The 17,008-nt window shown below is 27.6% G+C and carries 18 protein-coding genes; 10 read left to right on the top strand and 8 right to left on the bottom strand.

Annotated elements, in window-relative coordinates:
• Positions 1–245: 245 nt before the first annotated feature.
• Positions 246–1,985 carry a GNAT family N-acetyltransferase gene (locus ACZ5SO_RS09755; RefSeq protein WP_464624287.1) on the bottom strand — a complete coding sequence of 580 codons (1,740 nt, stop codon included), beginning with the start codon at positions 1,983–1,985 and terminating at the stop codon, positions 246–248.
• A gap of 417 nt (positions 1,986–2,402) precedes the next feature.
• Between ACZ5SO_RS09755 and ACZ5SO_RS09750 the strand changes: the two genes are divergently transcribed.
• The 7 genes from ACZ5SO_RS09750 to ACZ5SO_RS09720 all read left to right on the top strand — a co-directional run bounded on the left by ACZ5SO_RS09750 (position 2,403) and on the right by ACZ5SO_RS09720 (position 9,751).
• Positions 2,403–3,293 carry a fructose bisphosphate aldolase gene (locus tag ACZ5SO_RS09750; RefSeq protein ID WP_464624286.1) on the top strand — a complete coding sequence of 297 codons (891 nt, stop codon included), beginning with the start codon at positions 2,403–2,405 and terminating at the stop codon, positions 3,291–3,293.
• Between the two features lie 130 nt (positions 3,294–3,423).
• Entirely contained in the window at positions 3,424–3,870 is a 447-nt protein-coding gene (msrB, locus tag ACZ5SO_RS09745; RefSeq protein ID WP_464624285.1) for a peptide-methionine (R)-S-oxide reductase MsrB, read from the top strand.
• 141 nt (positions 3,871–4,011) lie between these two features.
• Positions 4,012–5,184 carry a MarR family winged helix-turn-helix transcriptional regulator gene (locus tag ACZ5SO_RS09740; protein WP_464624284.1) on the top strand — a complete coding sequence of 391 codons (1,173 nt, stop codon included), beginning with the start codon at positions 4,012–4,014 and terminating at the stop codon, positions 5,182–5,184.
• Between the two features lie 187 nt (positions 5,185–5,371).
• The gene (locus ACZ5SO_RS09735) at positions 5,372–6,604 is read left to right on the top strand and encodes an MFS transporter (RefSeq protein ID WP_464624283.1); all 1,233 of its coding nucleotides are present in this window, start codon (positions 5,372–5,374) and stop codon (positions 6,602–6,604) included.
• Positions 6,605–6,710: 106 nt separating this feature from the next.
• A complete protein-coding gene (locus tag ACZ5SO_RS09730) occupies positions 6,711–7,361 on the top strand; it encodes a PAS domain-containing protein (RefSeq protein ID WP_464624281.1) in 651 nt (216 codons plus the stop codon).
• A gap of 364 nt (positions 7,362–7,725) precedes the next feature.
• Positions 7,726–8,742, top strand: coding sequence for a PTS sugar transporter subunit IIC (locus tag ACZ5SO_RS09725; protein ID WP_464624280.1), 1,017 nt, complete (start codon positions 7,726–7,728; stop codon positions 8,740–8,742).
• 13 nt (positions 8,743–8,755) lie between these two features.
• Positions 8,756–9,751, top strand: a complete 996-nt coding sequence (locus tag ACZ5SO_RS09720) for a D-isomer specific 2-hydroxyacid dehydrogenase family protein (protein ID WP_464624278.1) — start codon at positions 8,756–8,758, stop codon at positions 9,749–9,751.
• A 65-nt stretch (positions 9,752–9,816) separates the two neighbouring features.
• On the opposite strand, the gene ACZ5SO_RS09715 is transcribed toward ACZ5SO_RS09720, so the two are convergent.
• The 6 genes from ACZ5SO_RS09715 to ACZ5SO_RS09690 all read right to left on the bottom strand — a co-directional run bounded on the left by ACZ5SO_RS09715 (position 9,817) and on the right by ACZ5SO_RS09690 (position 12,327).
• Positions 9,817–10,320, bottom strand: a complete 504-nt coding sequence (locus tag ACZ5SO_RS09715; RefSeq protein ID WP_464624276.1) for a dihydrofolate reductase — start codon at positions 10,318–10,320, stop codon at positions 9,817–9,819.
• A 226-nt stretch (positions 10,321–10,546) separates the two neighbouring features.
• Positions 10,547–10,750, bottom strand: a complete 204-nt coding sequence (locus tag ACZ5SO_RS09710; RefSeq protein WP_464624274.1) for a hypothetical protein — start codon at positions 10,748–10,750, stop codon at positions 10,547–10,549.
• Positions 10,747–10,902, bottom strand: coding sequence for a hypothetical protein (locus tag ACZ5SO_RS09705; protein WP_464624273.1), 156 nt, complete (start codon positions 10,900–10,902; stop codon positions 10,747–10,749). Before ACZ5SO_RS09705 ends, ACZ5SO_RS09710 begins: the two co-directional genes overlap by 4 nt.
• Entirely contained in the window at positions 10,847–11,119 is a 273-nt protein-coding gene (locus ACZ5SO_RS09700) for an MATE family efflux transporter (protein WP_464627846.1), read from the bottom strand. Before ACZ5SO_RS09700 ends, ACZ5SO_RS09705 begins: the two co-directional genes overlap by 56 nt.
• Positions 11,120–11,221: 102 nt before the next feature.
• Positions 11,222–11,665, bottom strand: a complete 444-nt coding sequence (locus tag ACZ5SO_RS09695; protein WP_464624271.1) for a MarR family winged helix-turn-helix transcriptional regulator — start codon at positions 11,663–11,665, stop codon at positions 11,222–11,224.
• Between the two features lie 179 nt (positions 11,666–11,844).
• On the bottom strand, positions 11,845–12,327 hold the full coding sequence (locus ACZ5SO_RS09690) for a hypothetical protein (protein WP_464624269.1): 483 nt from the start codon (positions 12,325–12,327) through the stop codon (positions 11,845–11,847).
• A gap of 465 nt (positions 12,328–12,792) precedes the next feature.
• Here ACZ5SO_RS09690 and ACZ5SO_RS09685 point away from each other — a divergent pair, with 465 nt between their 5' ends.
• Positions 12,793–13,032: a hypothetical protein gene (locus ACZ5SO_RS09685; protein WP_464624267.1), complete on the top strand. Its 240-nt coding sequence runs from the start codon at positions 12,793–12,795 to the stop codon at positions 13,030–13,032.
• 195 nt (positions 13,033–13,227) lie between these two features.
• On the opposite strand, the gene ACZ5SO_RS09680 is transcribed toward ACZ5SO_RS09685, so the two are convergent.
• On the bottom strand, positions 13,228–13,704 hold the full coding sequence (locus tag ACZ5SO_RS09680; protein ID WP_464624265.1) for a hypothetical protein: 477 nt from the start codon (positions 13,702–13,704) through the stop codon (positions 13,228–13,230).
• A 432-nt stretch (positions 13,705–14,136) separates the two neighbouring features.
• Between ACZ5SO_RS09680 and trkA the strand changes: the two genes are divergently transcribed.
• Together trkA and ACZ5SO_RS09670 are read left to right on the top strand one after the other, a co-directional pair.
• Positions 14,137–15,498: a Trk system potassium transporter TrkA gene (trkA, locus tag ACZ5SO_RS09675; protein WP_464624263.1), complete on the top strand. Its 1,362-nt coding sequence runs from the start codon at positions 14,137–14,139 to the stop codon at positions 15,496–15,498.
• Entirely contained in the window at positions 15,498–16,952 is a 1,455-nt protein-coding gene (locus tag ACZ5SO_RS09670) for a TrkH family potassium uptake protein (protein ID WP_464624262.1), read from the top strand. Before trkA ends, ACZ5SO_RS09670 begins: the two co-directional genes overlap by 1 nt.
• The last annotated feature ends 56 nt before the right edge of the window (positions 16,953–17,008 follow it).

Below are 17,008 nucleotides of genomic sequence, written 5' to 3'. Positions count from 1 at the left end.
ACTAAGCAATATATATGTTGAAGCACACATTTGGGTTTATGAAAACTAAAAGATGTAATAATTTTAATATTTATAGAATAAGAAAAGAAGAGAATATAAATAAAATTGCATATACGAAACTGGCTATATTTAAAAACTAAAAAAGAAAATATATCTCTTTCCCTTATGAATCTAATCGATAAAATTTGAAAAATATCCAAAAATGATAATATTAACAATTTAGGATTAAAAAAAATATTTTTACATTATTTTATTCTTGAAGATAAAAAACCTTCAAAGAAGTTTCTAGCATTAATTCCTAACGTCCTATTTTTATAACCACCTTCTTGAACAAATAAAATTGGATAAGGTAATTTACCAATTTCCAATCCATTATTTCTAAAATCATTAGCTTTGAGAGACCAAGTACCAGTTGGATCACCCTTTGCTATATCTAGACCAAGACTAATAATCAGGTAATCTGGGTTAAAATTCTTAATTCTTTTTATGGCTTTTTGAAGCGTTTTTAAATATTCTTCACCATTTACATTTTCTTTAAGTGGATAATTTTGATTAAACCCTAAGCCTTGATTTTTACCAGTTTCTTCTATAAATCCAGAGAAATAAGGGTATGCAAAAGAAGGGTTACCGTGAATGGAGAGGGTTAAAACATCACTTCTAGAATAAAAAATTTGCTGATGGCCGTTACCGTGATGGTAATCGATATCAAGTATAGCAATTTTCCCATATTTTGAAAGAAAATGTGCAGCAATTGAAGCATTGTTAAAATAACAGAATCCACCAAAAACATTTTTTTCAGCATGATGACCCGGTGGTCTAACTAAAGCATAAGCACTATGATGTCCTTCGAGAAGTAAGCTAGCCCCTGTTAAAGCACAATTTACGGCAGCTCTTGATGCCACAAAAGCATTTTTATTTAAAGGAGTAAAAGTATCTATACAATAATAACCAGCTAATACTGACAAATCATTAGGAGGGCGAGTTAAATTTCTGACTGGGAAGACATATGGGTAAATGGATTTTCCTTCAGGAAAAGAACTACAAATTTTTTTGAAATAATTAAAATATTTAGTGTTGTGTATCTCTAATATTAACTTATCTGGAAAACTTCTAGCAGGGGTTAGCTTAAAAGACTCAAGTTTAGTAATTTCTTTTAAAATACTTGAGATTCTAACAGGAGATTCAATATATCCTCTTTCTCTAACATGGTGAATTTCATGCTTGTTATTTACAATTAGTGGAATTCTGTTTTTGATTGCTTTTGGGTTTTCTACAACTCGATTTTTCTTACTATACTTATAGTCTCTTAATAGTATCGGATCATCTTTAATCGAAGCTACTACCATTTTCACATATTTTTCTGGACAAAAAGTAGGATATTTTCTTTCTAAAATAGCTCTAACAATTTTTTTAGCAAACTTAGCAGATAAATCATAATCATTACCTAAATTATCAAAAACAAGATATGGAGGGCAATCATCTTCTATATTTACCACAGTCTCATATTTTGTATTAATAATAGGTCTAGCACCATATCTTTCATAGAATGCAAGACGAGCTTTGTTTTGTTTAATTTCACTTTTATCTTTACATAAAGCCTCATCATCAGGTAAACATTCCATAAATATACCAATTGAGTTTAAAAGTTGTGCTTCTTCTCTAATCCTTTCATAAATAGCTCCTCCAATTCCAGAAGAAGTTCTACCAGGTTTTACAGCTAAGTAATCTAGGTAGCAAAAATTTGTGTCAGGCATATAAAATAGAATAGCAAATCCTTTAACATTTGTTTGACTATCTTCAGCTACAAAAATTGTAGATGAAAATTTATATTTTAACGGATCTTTCATCTGTTCAATGATTTCAGATATCTTATCTTCTTTTACAGAAGAAAAATGACTTCTTAAAATTTCAAATATTTGTTCAATAGAATTTTTATTTGAGGGATGAAAAGAGTCAGTTATTTTTCTAATTTTAAATGTGCTCATAAAAAAAGGCTACTGCTGTTATTAACCCCCTGTCAATATTGATAGAGGCCAATATTGAGTTAATTATTATTATTTTTTCTAAAAGAATTTACATAATAATTAATAAAAAAATGTTTATAAAGTTAGCCTTTTGAAATACTAAGTTTGAGAGTTTATAATTCAAATTTATATTTGACTTATATGTATTTTAGTTAGTGTAATAAGTATAATTATTTACTCTGTCTATAAAGAGTTTAGTACCTTGGAGTTTAGTTAAAAAGCTCTCTTTAAGTTAAGTGTTTTAAATAATTCACTTTACTTTGTGTATTTTATTTTAAATGATTGTTGTTAGCATTGACTAATTTTTTAAAAGTATTACTATTGTATATGTAAGTAATAGATAAATAATACTTTCTATTATATAACAAGAGGTAAAATATGAATCAAAAACAATTTATGAGAATGAAGGATGCTGATGGTTTTATAGCTGCATTAGATCAAAGTGGTGGAAGTACTCCTAAAGCATTAAAAGCTTATGGTATTGATGAAAATCAATATAAAAATGATAAGGAGATGTTTGATTTAGTTCAAGATATGCGAAGTCGTATTATAACTAGCAAATCTTTTACATCTAAACATATTTTAGCTGCAATATTGTTTAAAAACACAATGGAAAGGCAAATTGATGGTCTTTATACAGGAGATTATCTTTGGGATAAAAAGGGAATAGTCCCTATTTTAAAAGTAGATAATGGACTTGCTGACAGAGAAGACGATGTCCAATTAATGAAACCAATGCCAGGATTAGAAGAATTATTAGAAAAGGCAAAAGAAAGACATATTTTTGGAACAAAAATGAGGTCTGTTATACATGAGGCTAATCCTATTGGAATTAAAAAGATTGTACAACAGCAATTTGAAATCGGTAAAAAAATAATAGACGCAGGATTTGTTCCTATAATAGAACCTGAAGTAAACATTCATAGCGAAACTAAAAAAGAAGCAGAAGAGCTGTTGATTAAAGAAATCGAAAGCCAAGTAGATAAATTAAAAAGTAATGACTATATTATGCTAAAAATCTCTATTCCATCAGTAGCCGGTGCTTATTCTTCTTTAATGAAAAATCCAAAGATTTTAAGAATAGTTGCTTTATCTGGTGGGTATTCTAGAGAAGAAGCTGATGAATTATTAGTAAAAAATCCGAAATTAATAGCAAGTTTTTCTAGAGCTTTACTATCTGATCTGTCAGTTAATCAAACACAAGAAGAATTTGATAATGTTTTATTAAAAACAATTAACGAAATTTATACAGCTTCTGTAATAAAATAAGAGCAGATAGATTTATCAATTATGTTTGACTTAAAATAAAATAATAAATAAGAGCTTAAGGTTTCATTTTCTGAAGTTTAAGCTCTTTTTAAATAATTAAATATATATATAAGGTTTAGTGTATAAATTAATGAATAAAGAATATGAAAAAGACAAATCTTCTTTGAAGAAACGATTAAGTAAACTTGAATACGAAGTAACACAAAATGCGGCCACAGAGCCACCTTTTAGTAGTAAGTACCATAATAGCCATGATAAAGGATTATATGTAGATATAGTATCAGGGGAGCCTTTATTTTTATCAACAGAAAAATTTGATAGTGGTTGTGGTTGGCCTAGCTTTACTAAACCTATATTTAAGGAAAACGTAAAATATAATAAAGATACATCTCATAATTTAGATAGAATAGAAGTTAAGTCTACTAAAGCTGATTCTCATTTAGGTCATGTATTTAACGATGGACCTTCTGAAGCTGGAGGTCTAAGGTATTGTATAAATGGCTCTTCTTTAAAATTTATTCCTTTCGATAAATTAGCTGATGAAGGTTATGAAGACTATATTAAGTATTTTAAATAACTAACTTTACAAATTAAATTTAACAATATTATTTATATGTTAAAAAAAATATAAGCTTTTATTGTATTTTAGTTGACAAGCCAACTAAAAATTATTATATTGTAATTAGTTGGTAAGCCAATTAATAAAGGAAAAGTAAAAATGGAAAATAAAACACGTGAAGTATTAAATATTATGCGCAGATTAAATAGAAAACTATTTACCACAAGTGGCAATAGTGAAAACTCAACTATTGGTTTAAGTCAAATTAATATATTAAAAGAAATTATTAATAATAAAAATCTTACCCAAGATGAATTAGCTAGTAATTTAAATTTAGATAAAACAACCATAGCTAAGGCTGTTAAAAAGTTAGAGGAAAAAGGTTTAATAATCAGGTCAAAAAGTGATGTTGATCGCAGAAAAAACAAACTAGTTGCTACCGATAGAGCCTTTGAAGTTAAAGATAAAATGAACGAACATATGAGAGAGTTTACACAGTCATATTTTGAAGGACTTAGTGATGAAGAAATAGTAAAATTCAAAGAAACTCTTGAAAAAATCGAATTAAATTTAGAAAGGAATAGAAGTATTATGAAAGATAAAAAACATGTATTATTAAAAGTATTAAAAGTCGTAGAAGAAAATGAAGGATTATCTGTTGAAAAGTTAGCAGAGTTACTTAATAAAGATAGTAATAAAGTAAATAAAGTTGTTGATAAGATGATTAAAAAAGGAATCTTAGAAAAAAGAGAAGATTTACTTTATGCACTAAAAAATTCTAGTGATCTAAAACAAGATTATAAAGAACATCATAAAGAGCATAAAAAAGATGAAAAGAACAAAGATCATAAAAAAGATAAAAAACACGTAATATTAAAAGTATTAAAAGCTGTTGAAGAAAATGAAGGATTATCTGTTGAAAAGTTAACAGATTTACTTAATAAAGATAGTGATAAAGTAAATGAAGTTGTTGATAAAATGATTGAAAAAGGAATTTTAGAAAAAAGAGAAGATTTACTTTATGCATTAAAAAATTCTAGTGATCTAAAACAAGATTATAAAGAACATCATAAAAATCATAAAAAAGATGAAAAGAATAAAGCTCATAAAAAAGATAAAAAACACGTAATATTAAAAGTATTAAAAGCTGTTGAAGAAAATGAAGGATTATCAGTTGAAAAGTTAGCAGAGTTACTTAATAAAGATAGTAATAAAGTAAATGAAGTTGTTGATAAAATGATTGAAAAAGGAATTTTAGAAAAAAGAGAAGATTTACTTTATTCACTAAAAAATATAAATGATTTAAAGCAAGAGCATAAAGAGCATAAATAAAACAATAAAACTTTTAACTAAATAATTTTAAATTGAGAAAAAGGCCAAAGTAGATATAAGAACTATTATAACTACTTTGGTTATTTTTATGTAAAAAAAGATTTGAAACTTCAAAGTTATATATATCTATTGACTATATATCTCTTAGTCAATACTTTTAAGAGAAGTTATAACAATTGGAATTTACATGGTAGTCAAACAAATTTTAAACAAGAATGAGATCAAGAATACTTATAAAGAAAAAGTGGATGCTCTTCCTTTTCTTTTATCTGTCATATTTTTTGGAATTACAAATTCTATTGCGAAAGCATTGATGAATAATTATTTAGCAGATATTGTTAAAATTTCCAAAATACAATTAGGTGTAGTTGAATTTTTTAGAGAACTACCAGGTCTATTTTTAATATTTATTTTAGCTTATTTACATAAACAAAGTGATAAGAAAAATTATCAAACAGCAATAATTATATCAATTGTTGGTTTTTTAGGATTAACATTTTTGGGAACCAGTTTTTGGGTAGTGGTAATATTTTTAGTTATGAACAGCCTTGGAGAACATATTAGTATGCAAGTTAGGCAAAGTTTATCAGTGGAAATGGCTAAAAGTAATATGAGTGGTAAATCTCTTGGGATAATGCAGGGGAGTCTATCTCTAGGAAATATTTTAGGATTTCTAATTGTTCCAATTATTTTTATAATAATGGCAGCTTTAGGTTTTTCAAGAGATAATGCTATAAGTTATAAGACTATTTATTTTATAGCAATGTTAATTGCTATTGTAGCTTATGTTTTTACTTCTAAAATTCCAGAATTAGATATAGAGAAAAAAACTGGACCAAAAATTTATTTCCATAAAAAGTATAGCAAATATTATATTTTATCTTTTTTTTATGGAGCAAGAAAGCAAATATTTTTAACTTTTGCACCTTTTGTATTGGTTCTAAATTATTCAGCTAGTGCCTCTTATATGTCTTTATTGTTTGCAATAACTGCAGGGTTGTCCATTATTTTTGGTCCAATTATTGGGCGTATAATAGATAGAGTTGGTTATAAAAAAGTAATGATTGCTGATACTTTAATCCTAATTATTGTTTGTTTTTTCTATGGTTTTGCTCATTTATTATTTAATCATAAAGTAGCATTTTATGTAGTTAGCATTAACTATGTATTAGATGCAATTCTTTCTCTATGTAGTATGGCCTCTTTAGTATATTGTAGAGAATTATCAATAAATCAAGAAGAATTTGGAAAAACAATTACTACAGGAATTTCTGTAAATCATTTAATTAGTATTGTAATAGCTCTACTAGGTGGATTAATTTGGCAAGTTGCTGGAATAGAAACACTATTTACAATCTCAGCTATATTAGGAGCTCTAAATAGTTTATTTGCAGCAACAATTAAGCAAGTAAAACAATAATAGTTGCTTGTTTATATGGATTTAGAATTCCAATTAGTTATAATTAAAAAAAATATTTAGTCAAATCAACTTGCTTTCACATTATATCATTATTATAATTGCATTTATGATTTCAAAAGATTTTCTAATTTCAATGTGCCAATTTATGAGTAAAATACTTGGCCCAACGTCGGAAGTTTTGCTTCACAATGCTAAAAATGGAGCAATAGAGTGGATTAATGAAGATTCAATTTCTCATCGCAAAATTGGAGATATAAATGCAACAGCTATTTTACAGTTGTTAAATTCTAAATGTGAGAATAATAATACAGATAAAATTATAGGTGGATTGAATACTTCAGAATCTAATAAATTAATTAGAACTAGTAATTTAATGGTTAGAGATGATGATGGTAAGTTGATATATGTTATTTGTGTTAATCAAGACATTACAGGGTTTGCCCAAATTCAACCGTTTTTACAACATATGTTCAGTGAAAAAGAAAAGAAAAATATCAACCTAAATGATAGTGACAGTAATGCTGCAGATATTGAAGAGATAATGACAAGTATAATTTTAGAAGAAGTTAAACATGCTGATTTTTATACTTTAGAAACCAAAGCTGCTAAAATGGAAGTTTTAATTAGGCTTTGGAATAGAGGAGTCTTCAAAGTTAAACAGGCTGTTCCAAAAGTTTGTGAAGTTTTGGATATTGCCCAACCAACACTCTATAAATATTTAAAACAAATAGAAGTAGAAGAAGCAGCAAAAGAGTAGAATTTTTATATTATTAAAATAAAATCATTGATTACTAAGGTAATTGGTGATTTTTTTTTATCATAAAATCGAAAAAATGATATTTTTTTATATAATTTTTTATATATCTGGAGGATTTTTATCGTAATTTCTTAAATTTGTAAAAGATATATGTGATATTTAATATGAAAATTGTCATTATATTTTTCATATTTTAGCATATTTTATATATTAATATCCAATTATTATTAAATAATATGAGTAATTGGATAATAATTCTCTATAAACTGAATTCTAATATTTTAATTAAAAAAATATTCATTGACATTACTATTCGTATATATTATTATCCTTATAGATAAAAAATTATCACATAGGAGAATTTATGAAAGCTAAAGAATTTTCAAATAAAGTATTAACTGGAATGAGCATTGGTATTGTTGCAGCTCTTGTTCCAAGTGCAATCCTTGGGGAGCTAAGTAAAGCTTTAGGTTTAACTTATATAGTATTAATAACAGGGATAGCTTCTAGGCTTGCTGCCTTTGCAATGGGTCTTTGTATAGCAGGACAATTTAAAATGAAACCGATACATGCAGTATCTCTTGCAATCTCTACAATGATTGGTAGTGGTGCAATACAAATGGTAGAAGGTTCTATGGTTCTTGCAGGACTTGGTGATGTTATTAATGCAGGTCTTACTGCAGCAGTAGCTGCTTTACTTCTTCTATGGTTTAATGATCGTTTTAAAAGTTACACAATGATTTTAGTACCAACTCTAACAATCGCAATCAGTGGTTTGTTTGGTTTATTCACACTTCCTTACGTTTCAATGATAACAGGTGCTGTTGGTCAATTCATCGCTTGGTGTACAACATTACAACCAATATTAATGGGTGCATTAATTTCAATGAGTTTTGCAATTATCATTATTTCCCCAATATCTACAGTTGGTATTGCTTTGGCAATTTCACTTTCTGGAATTGGAAGTGGTGCAGCTAACTTAGGTATATGTGCAGCAGGATTCGGTTTAGCTATTGCTGGTTTCGAAAAGAATGGTTGGGGTACTTCATTAGCTTCAGTATTAGGTTCTCCTAAATTACATATGGCAAATTTCTTAAAGAATCCTAAAATGTCTATTCCTCTACTTTGTAACGCTGCAGTATTAGGTATTCTAGCCGGAATTTTAGGAATTGTTGGAACACCAATGAGTGCTGGTTTTGGTATTAGTGGATTAATTGGTCCTTTAAATCACCTAGGTATTGTTGGTTACAGTGCTTCAAACTGGATTATTACTCTTATCGTATTTATTGTATTACCAATTGTATTAGGCTTTGTCTTTAAATATGTATTCTTTAAAGTTGTAAAAATATTAAGCGCAGATGATTACGCAGTAGAAGTATAAGAAGGATATAAAAATGGCTGAGAAATTTAAAATTACGGCTTTTGCAAGTCGTCCTGATGAAAGAGTTAGTTTTGATTTATTTGAAGATAAATTAAACTTAGATATAAAGCATGTAAGTAGTTCACTTTCACTAGATGTAGTTGAACAAGCAAAAGGTAGCTTAGGTGTTACAGTATTAGGTAACTGCGATTGTTCAAAACCTGTTTTAGAAGCTCTTGCTAATCTTGGTATTAAATATTTGGCTAGTAGAAGTGCTGGTTATAATAACATAGATGTTGAAGCAGCTAAAAGCTTAGGTATTAAAATAAGTAATGCTCAATATTCACCAAACTGTGTTGCAGATTTTGCAATAATGCTAGCATTAATGTTAAATCGTAAAGTATTAACAGGCTTAAAAAGAAATATAGCAAATGATTTTTCACTTCCCGGTCTCCAAGGACATGAGATGAAAAATATGACTGTTGGAGTAATTGGAACAGGTAGGATAGGAAGAGCTGTAATTAAAAATTATAGTGGTTTTGGTTGTAAAATTATAGGATATGATTTGTATCAAAATGAAGAGATTAAGAAATATATGACCTATGTAGATCTTGATTACCTTTTAGAAAATTCAGATATCATCACACTACATACACCTCTTTTTGATAGTACCTATCATATGATTAATAAAGAAAGTATTGCTAAAATGAAAAAAGGTGTAAAGATTATCAATACGGCTAGAGGTGAATTAATTGATACTGATGCCCTAATCGAAGGTCTTAAATCTAAGAAAATTGGTGCTGCCGGTTTAGATGTTTTAGAAAGTGAAAAAGGAATTTTCCATTCAGATTGTAGATTAAAAGGTGTTGATAATGATCATATCGCTATTTTAAAATCTCTTGATAATGTTGTATTAACGAATCACTTTGCTTTCTACACTGACCAAGCTGTAGAAGATATGGTTTACTGTGGTTTAAATAGTTTATACCAATTTATTACTACTGGTACTGCTGATTTTGAAATTAAATAATGATAATATAGAATTTGAGTGATATATTTAGATTGGTGCTTTTTAGGCACCAATCTTTTTTCTTATTATTTGTTTTTCTTAAATAGTCTAGAAAAACCACCATCAAATCGTTCTTCATTTATGAGCGTAAGATCTAGCTTAGCCCATTCATCAAATTTAATATCTCCAGGGACTAATTCATCAGTCATTATAACAGCAATTTCTTTACAAGCGTCAAGAAAAGCCATAAATATTTGCTTTCCTCCAATAACTGTTAATACTTCATTTGAATCTTTGTATTTATTTATCAACTTATCTATAGAAGTTACTACTTTAATATTTTTTGAGTATGAACTTACATCTAAATTTTTATCTTTAGTTAATATATAAAGGTTTGTCTCTTTTTTATAAACATTCTCCTTATAAAATTGGAGGCTTTTTCTCCCTGCAACATAGTGATCACCCTTTCCCCAAAGTGCTATTTGAGGAAGAACATCTTTTGGAAGTAAGGTGAATCTTAAGTCATTCCCTTCTTTTGTGGATGAGCCTAGTATATAATTTTTGTCTACCATAAAGGCAAGTTTTATCATTTTGTATCCTTTAATTCGAAAATAAGCATTTACTTATAATCTACTAATTTGTTTCTAGAGAATAAAATATTCTCTTCTGTATATGTTCAGTCTAATGTAGTAATTTTTCACATGTCAAGCAAATATGGTTAATTATAACCTTTTTTATTAGTGTTCTAAATAAATATCAAAAATTCACGAAATTATAACAGATAATTTTACTTAAGCTTCTGCAACAATATTTATTCTATATTTTAGAGTTTTCTTTTTTGTAACTAATTAGTAATGCAATTATAGTTGCTAAAGCAGCTCCTTTAATTCTCCAACCAAAGTTTACAATGAAGATATAATCTAGAATAATGTTAGTTATCGCAGAAGCAAGCATTGATATCATCGATAAAATATGTTGATTTTTAGATCTAACCGAACTACTTAAGTTGAATGAAATCATTTGAAAAATAAATCCATATAAAATAATTTTAAATAGTTAGGAGAGTAAGTGAGGATATCTTCGGTAGCTCCAAATATTTTTAATACTGAGTCAAGATTAAAATGCATAATTAATACCGTTGTGAGTGTAATAATTATTCCAACACTTAACATATTCCCAAATACATGGTTTGTGCTTCGAATATCTTTTTTTGCCTAGATTTATAGATAATAAGGCAGCGCCACCTGTTCCCACAAGATATGCACAAGCTACCAACATCATCATTACAAGGAAAGCAATTGTTAAGCCAGTAAGAGCTTCTTCTCCTGCAAATTGTCCAATAAAAATTCTATCTACAACATTATAAATTGTATTTACAATCATAACAATTGTGCTAGGTATTGAATATTAAGCTAAAAGTTTCCCAACCGATTTGGTTTCTAGTTCATTTGTTTTGTCTATAAGTTTTATGCTCGTATTCTAGAACATGATTTATTTTAATTTGTTATATATTTTTTCTAAAGATTGAATAGCATTTTCTAATATTTCTAAATCTTCATCACTTAAAGTTTCAATTAAATTACTTATATGTGAATCAAATTTATCCATCATCTTTTCAGCAAGTATTTTACCTTTTTTTGTTAAAAATAAATAAATTTCTCTTTTATCTTTTTCAGAAGGAGTTTTAATAATAATTTCTTTTTTTTCTAGTTTATCGGCTAGGTATGTAAAAGAACCACTTTCCATGTCTACTGAATCTATATAGTGTTTCATTGGTAAGCCAGGATGGAAGTATATCTCAATAATAGTTCTAACTTCATTTTTTTTAATTGGTGTATCCATTGAAGGTTTAAATGAAGAAGAAAAATAGTGCATGAGTTTTGGTAAAATGTTTGCTGATTTAGCAATTTTGTTTGCCTTTATTTTGTTGTTCATAATATTCCTGTTATTTAAATTGTCTTGAATTCTAACTAAATAAAAAATAAATAGTATTGAGTTTAAAGTCAATGTTATTATTTAGAATTCTAAATATTTTTTTAAATTAGGCAAATCGACAAAAAAAGAGCAACTATTAAGTTGCCCTGTATTTGGAGAGAGTATATATATTTTTTTAATTAGTTGATTGAGTAATTGATTGTTACGTTACTTACATAATCACCAGCTGGAAGTTCTTTGTTACCACCCCAGCTAAGGTTGAATTTATTAACTAATTTATCTTTATTAAGACCAGCACTTAAAGTTGAAACTGAATTAATTTGATTTACAGAAGGGGTAATGTTAGATTTATATGGAGTTGAGCCATTTAAAGTAGTTTCAAAAGCTTCAGGTTTTATTTCTACATTAACTGATAAATCACTATTTAAATTACTAGAAGCTACGATAGTAAAATCTTGAGTTTGTCCACCTTCAGTAAGGGATCTAGAAATAAAGATATCATATTCAGTTGTATTATCTTCAATTTTGTCATTGTTATAATAAAGTTCACAAGATACTGGAGTTGAATCTACAGAAGTGTTTAATTGTACTTGAGCTGACTTTGCGCTCATAGAAGTGATTGCGATTAATGATAATGCTAAGATTGATAATATTTTTTTCATAATTTGTTTTTATCCTTTAAATAAATAGTTTTTTTGTTTTCTTAATTTCCTTTAAGATGATTTAACTATAAGTTATATTGTAACTTATGTCAACACTAATATAAAAAATAATTAATAAATATTTTAAAATAAATATAAGTCTATATATTATAAAGAATTATTATATGTAAATAACTGTAACAATTAATATATTTGATCATAAGATGTAGCTTTTTTCTGAAAATCTAATAAATTTTATATTTTTTTTTAATAATTAAGCCCTAAAGCTTACCTTAGGAAAAATAGGTCAGTTTTATTCAACTTCTCCAAACTTATTACATAGCTATTTTAGTTACAAATAACTTATTTATTGTGTTATAAAGCTTAAAATTTGCTTTATTTTAATTTATTTAGCTTTGTTTTGTAAAACTTCTGTTGACTTCTACAAACTTATTACATATATTATACATATAAGGAGCATAAGAAATGAGAAAAGCATTTATCTTATTAGTTTTAGTTTTATTAACAACAATGTTTTCATTAACTGCTAAGTCAATGACTGTTCGCATTGTAGCTTATGTTCCTGAAACAATAACTTTTGAAGAAACAGATTCTTCTTTTTCAGTTAAGACTAATATGAGTAATGTAGATTATGGCTTTTATGATCAAAGTGGAAGCTTAGTTTCTCCTCAAGCAGCTGATGTATTAGCAATAAGTGCTATTTAATTTAGATTGATTTATTAAAAAGACAGACAATATATTAACAAAACTTGCATAACCCAATTTCTAAAAGGGAAAATTAGAAATTGGGTTACCTTTTTTTTAATCTAATATACTCTCATAAAAAAAGAGCAACTATTAAGTTGCTCTGTATTTTTAGGAGGTTTTTATTGTATTTATCACTTTAGTTGTGTTTTTCTATTATTGAATGCTGTATTCAACTTTAATATCACTTGTATAATCACCAGCTGTTAGACTTTCATCACCACTCCAGCTTAAGTTAAAAGAGTTTACTGTAAGATCTTTGTGTAAACCAGCTGATATAGAGCTTAATGAAATTTTAGTATTAACTTGTGGTAAAATGTTTGAATCTAAAACAGTTGAACCATTGATAGTTGTTTTAAAAGTTTCAGGAGTTACAGATACTTTAACAGCTAAGTCACTATTTTTATTACTAGAAGCTTTGATAGTAAAGAAATCAGTTTTACCATCTTCTGTTAATGGATCAACTTCAATTTGTTTTGTATCACCTTCGTTAATGATATTGTTGTTATAATATAAATCATAAGAAACTTCAGTTTCTTCAATTGAAGTATTTAATTGAACTTGAGCTGACTTTGCGCTCATTGATGTCATTGCGATTGCTACTAGTGCTAAGATTGTTAATATTTTTTTCATAATTTGATTTTATCCTTTAAATAAATAGTTTTTTTGTTTTTCTTAATTTCCTTTAAGATGATTTAACTATAAGTTATATTGTAACTTATGTCAACACTAATATAAAAAATAATTATACAAATTTATAATAAAAATATTAACTTGTTATATTGTAAGTAATTAAATAGTAAAAATAAATTGTAACTTATAGTAAATGTTGGATAAAATTGAAAAACTAAGATAAAAATTTGAGATGATTAATATAATAATTTATTTATAGATTATTAAATGTAGGTTTTCTTATTGATAGTTTTTCATGAGTTTGACTTATCTTTTTCTTTGAGTTACTATGGGTAAATGTATCGTTTGAATTTGTGAAGTTTCATAATATACTTTACAATATAGGTATGATTTTTATTTTTAATTAATTTGTAGTAGTACGGGGATATTTTTTTGAAAATTATAATACTAGGTGCAGGAAGACGGGGAACAAGATTAGCTTATTATTTATGCAAAGAAGATGAAGAAATTACTTTTATTGATAAAGATAGAACTCGTCTAGATAACGTCCTTTATAAAATTGACTGTATGGGGATTTTAGGTAATGGAACAGATATAGATATCCTAAGGCATGCTAATTGTGCAGAAGCTGATGTTTTTATTGCGGTTACAGGAAGCGATGAAATTAATATTGTATCTTGTGGCCTTGTGGCAAGCCAATTCCCAAATGTTAAAACCATTGCAGCAATTAAGAAATTGGGTTGGAGTGGTAAAAATGAAAGGATGGGTTCTTTATTAGGAATTTCTGAAATTGTTAATCCTAATATTGTAACAGCTAAATTAATATATAATATCGTAAGTAATGGTATTTATAATAATATAATAACATTTAATAATTCTGATTTAATATTATATAATTATTTAGTTGATGAATCGAAAAATTTTATTGGTAAAAGCATCCAAGAGATAAGAAAACAGACTAAAGAAAACTTTGTTGTTGCTGCAATTAAAAATAATAGAACAACAATTGTGCCAAATGGTAGTACAATAATTCATCAAAATGATATTTTATCCATTGTAGGTAAACCTAAAAACTTATCATCTCTAATGACTAACGTTTCAAAAAAGACTAAGGATAAATTCAAAATTGTTTTAGTTGGTGGATCTATGATAACTAGGTTTTTCTTAAGACAATGCACTACGTTACAATTAAGTAATATTATATTAATCGAAATGAGAAAAGATATTTGTAATGAATTTGCAAATGAATTTCCACAACTTGTTGTTTTAAATGCTGATATTACCGATGATTCTATATTAACAGATTCTCATTTAACTAATTACGATTTATTAATCGCTTTAACAGAAAGCGATGAATTAAATTTAATTACTGCAACTTATGCAAAGAAAAAGGGAATTGTGAGATCTATGGCTTTAATTAGACATAATATTAATTATTTAAGTATGGAATCATATTTAGGAATAGATTCAATTATTTCTACAACAGAATCGACTGTTGAGACTGTATTGAGTAAACTTAGAGGAAGTAATGTGTCTAGTATTCATTCTATTCTAGGTGGCTCTATTGAAGTATATGAATATACTGTTGAGAAAAACACAAAGGTTTGTGGTAAAAAACTTTCTGATATTAATATGAAAGGAAAAGGTATTATTGCGGCCATAAGTAATAAAAATTCAAAAAACATTACTCCAACTGGGGATTATGTTTTAAATCCTGGCGATTCTGTTCTAGTTAGTGTTAGCTCAGGTAGTGTTAAATATATTCAACAGTTATTTATTAAGGATCAGGACTAATGAATTTCAAGCAAGATTTAAAGCTTCTCTCTTATATGCAAATTTTTATTGCTTTATTTATGATTATCCCGACTGTAATGGCTTATGTAAAGAATGAACAACAGGCTTTAGTTGGTTTCTTATATTCGTTTGGTGTCATATTAATATTTGTTATTATTGTTTTTTTCACAACTAAAGGTGAAAAAAATACTAACCTTGGAACAAGAGATGGGTATTTCTTTGTAACTTTTACTTGGATTATTGGTGCAGCAGTAAGTGCTATTCCTTTATATGTTAGTGGTAGTTATCCAGATTATGTTAGTGCATATTTTGAGGTAATGAGTGGATTTACCACAACAGGTGCTACTGTGCTAACTCAAATTGAAGATAACCCTATTTCCATATTGTTCTGGCGATCAGCTACAAACTGGTTGGGAGGAATGGGAATTGTTGTTTTATTAGTTGCTTTAATTCCAAGAGTTGGTTCAGGTGGTAATAAATTAGTTGGAGCTGAATCTGTTGGTCCAGTTAAAGATAAATTAACTCCAAAAATCCAAAATACAGCTTTGATATTGTGGAGCATTTATGTAGGATTTTCTATTCTAGAAGTTATCTTATTACGTTTAGGTGGATTAAATTTATATGAAGCTGTAACTGTTACTTTTTCGACAATGGCTGCTGCTGGATTCTGTGTAAAAAATGCATCTATTGGAACATTTAATTCTTCTTATGTAGAAATCGTTGTTACAATATTTATGCTTATAGGTGGAGCAAACTTTGCCTTATATTATAAGGCACTTAATGGAAGATTAAAGCAAGTATTTAGAGATGGTGAACTTCATGCATACATTTTGATTTGGGGAACATGTACACTTGTTATAGCAGTATTTTTAAGCAGTAAAGGAATTTATTCAGATTTTGGAACTGCTTTACGTTATAGTGCTTTCCAAAATGCTTCTATTATCACAACAACTGGATTTGCAACTGCTAATTATTGTTTATGGCCAACTTTTACACAAATGGTTTTACTTTTGCTTTTCTTTGTTGGAGGTTGTGCAGGTTCAGCAGGTGGTGGAATAAAAGTAATTCGTGTTGCAACTGTAATTAAAGCAGCTATTGTCCACATTAAACAAAGAATATATCCTAATGGAATATTTCCTGTAAAAGTTGGAAGAAATGTAATAAGTGATGATGTCTTGATTTCTATAAGTGGATTTATAGCTATTTATATAGCTACAGGTTTAATAGGATCAGCTTTCGCAGCCCTTTCTGGTTGTGATATGATTACAGCTTTTTCTGCATCTTTTTTATGTTTAGGTAATATAGGAATTGGTTTTGGTTCTGTAGGGCCAACTGGGAATTTCTCAGCTTTCGCTCCTGCTTTGAAGTGGATGTTTGCTTTCTTAATGCTTTTGGGCCGCTTAGAACTATATACAGTATTTGCATTATTCACAAAATCTTTCTGGAAGAAATAAAACACTAAATAATTAAATTTCTAATACTAAAGCACTTTTAGTGCTTTAGCTATTTA

The organism is Pleomorphochaeta naphthae (assembly GCF_055396005.1).
Note: the sequence above shows the minus strand (reverse complement) of the source record. Positions and strands in the feature narration are given on the sequence as shown.

What these genes read in the sequence shown, in the direction of transcription:
- ACZ5SO_RS09705 (WP_464624273.1), bottom strand. Translation starts at nt 10,902, where the DNA reads ATGTTAAGTGTTGGAATAATTATTACACTCACAACGGTATTAATTATG.
- ACZ5SO_RS09730 (WP_464624281.1), top strand. Translation starts at nt 6,711, where the DNA reads ATGATTTCAAAAGATTTTCTAATTTCAATGTGCCAATTTATGAGTAAA.
- msrB (WP_464624285.1), top strand. Translation starts at nt 3,424, where the DNA reads ATGAATAAAGAATATGAAAAAGACAAATCTTCTTTGAAGAAACGATTA.
- ACZ5SO_RS09680 (WP_464624265.1), bottom strand. Translation starts at nt 13,704, where the DNA reads ATGAAAAAAATATTAACAATCTTAGCACTAGTAGCAATCGCAATGACA.
- ACZ5SO_RS09715 (WP_464624276.1), bottom strand. Translation starts at nt 10,320, where the DNA reads ATGATAAAACTTGCCTTTATGGTAGACAAAAATTATATACTAGGCTCA.
- ACZ5SO_RS09670 (WP_464624262.1), top strand. Translation starts at nt 15,498, where the DNA reads ATGAATTTCAAGCAAGATTTAAAGCTTCTCTCTTATATGCAAATTTTT.
- ACZ5SO_RS09755 (WP_464624287.1), bottom strand. Translation starts at nt 1,985, where the DNA reads ATGAGCACATTTAAAATTAGAAAAATAACTGACTCTTTTCATCCCTCA.
- ACZ5SO_RS09710 (WP_464624274.1), bottom strand. Translation starts at nt 10,750, where the DNA reads ATGATTTCATTCAACTTAAGTAGTTCGGTTAGATCTAAAAATCAACAT.
- ACZ5SO_RS09750 (WP_464624286.1), top strand. Translation starts at nt 2,403, where the DNA reads ATGAATCAAAAACAATTTATGAGAATGAAGGATGCTGATGGTTTTATA.
- ACZ5SO_RS09720 (WP_464624278.1), top strand. Translation starts at nt 8,756, where the DNA reads ATGGCTGAGAAATTTAAAATTACGGCTTTTGCAAGTCGTCCTGATGAA.
- ACZ5SO_RS09690 (WP_464624269.1), bottom strand. Translation starts at nt 12,327, where the DNA reads ATGAAAAAAATATTATCAATCTTAGCATTATCATTAATCGCAATCACT.
- ACZ5SO_RS09725 (WP_464624280.1), top strand. Translation starts at nt 7,726, where the DNA reads ATGAAAGCTAAAGAATTTTCAAATAAAGTATTAACTGGAATGAGCATT.
- ACZ5SO_RS09735 (WP_464624283.1), top strand. Translation starts at nt 5,372, where the DNA reads ATGGTAGTCAAACAAATTTTAAACAAGAATGAGATCAAGAATACTTAT.
- ACZ5SO_RS09695 (WP_464624271.1), bottom strand. Translation starts at nt 11,665, where the DNA reads ATGAACAACAAAATAAAGGCAAACAAAATTGCTAAATCAGCAAACATT.
- ACZ5SO_RS09685 (WP_464624267.1), top strand. Translation starts at nt 12,793, where the DNA reads ATGAGAAAAGCATTTATCTTATTAGTTTTAGTTTTATTAACAACAATG.
- ACZ5SO_RS09740 (WP_464624284.1), top strand. Translation starts at nt 4,012, where the DNA reads ATGGAAAATAAAACACGTGAAGTATTAAATATTATGCGCAGATTAAAT.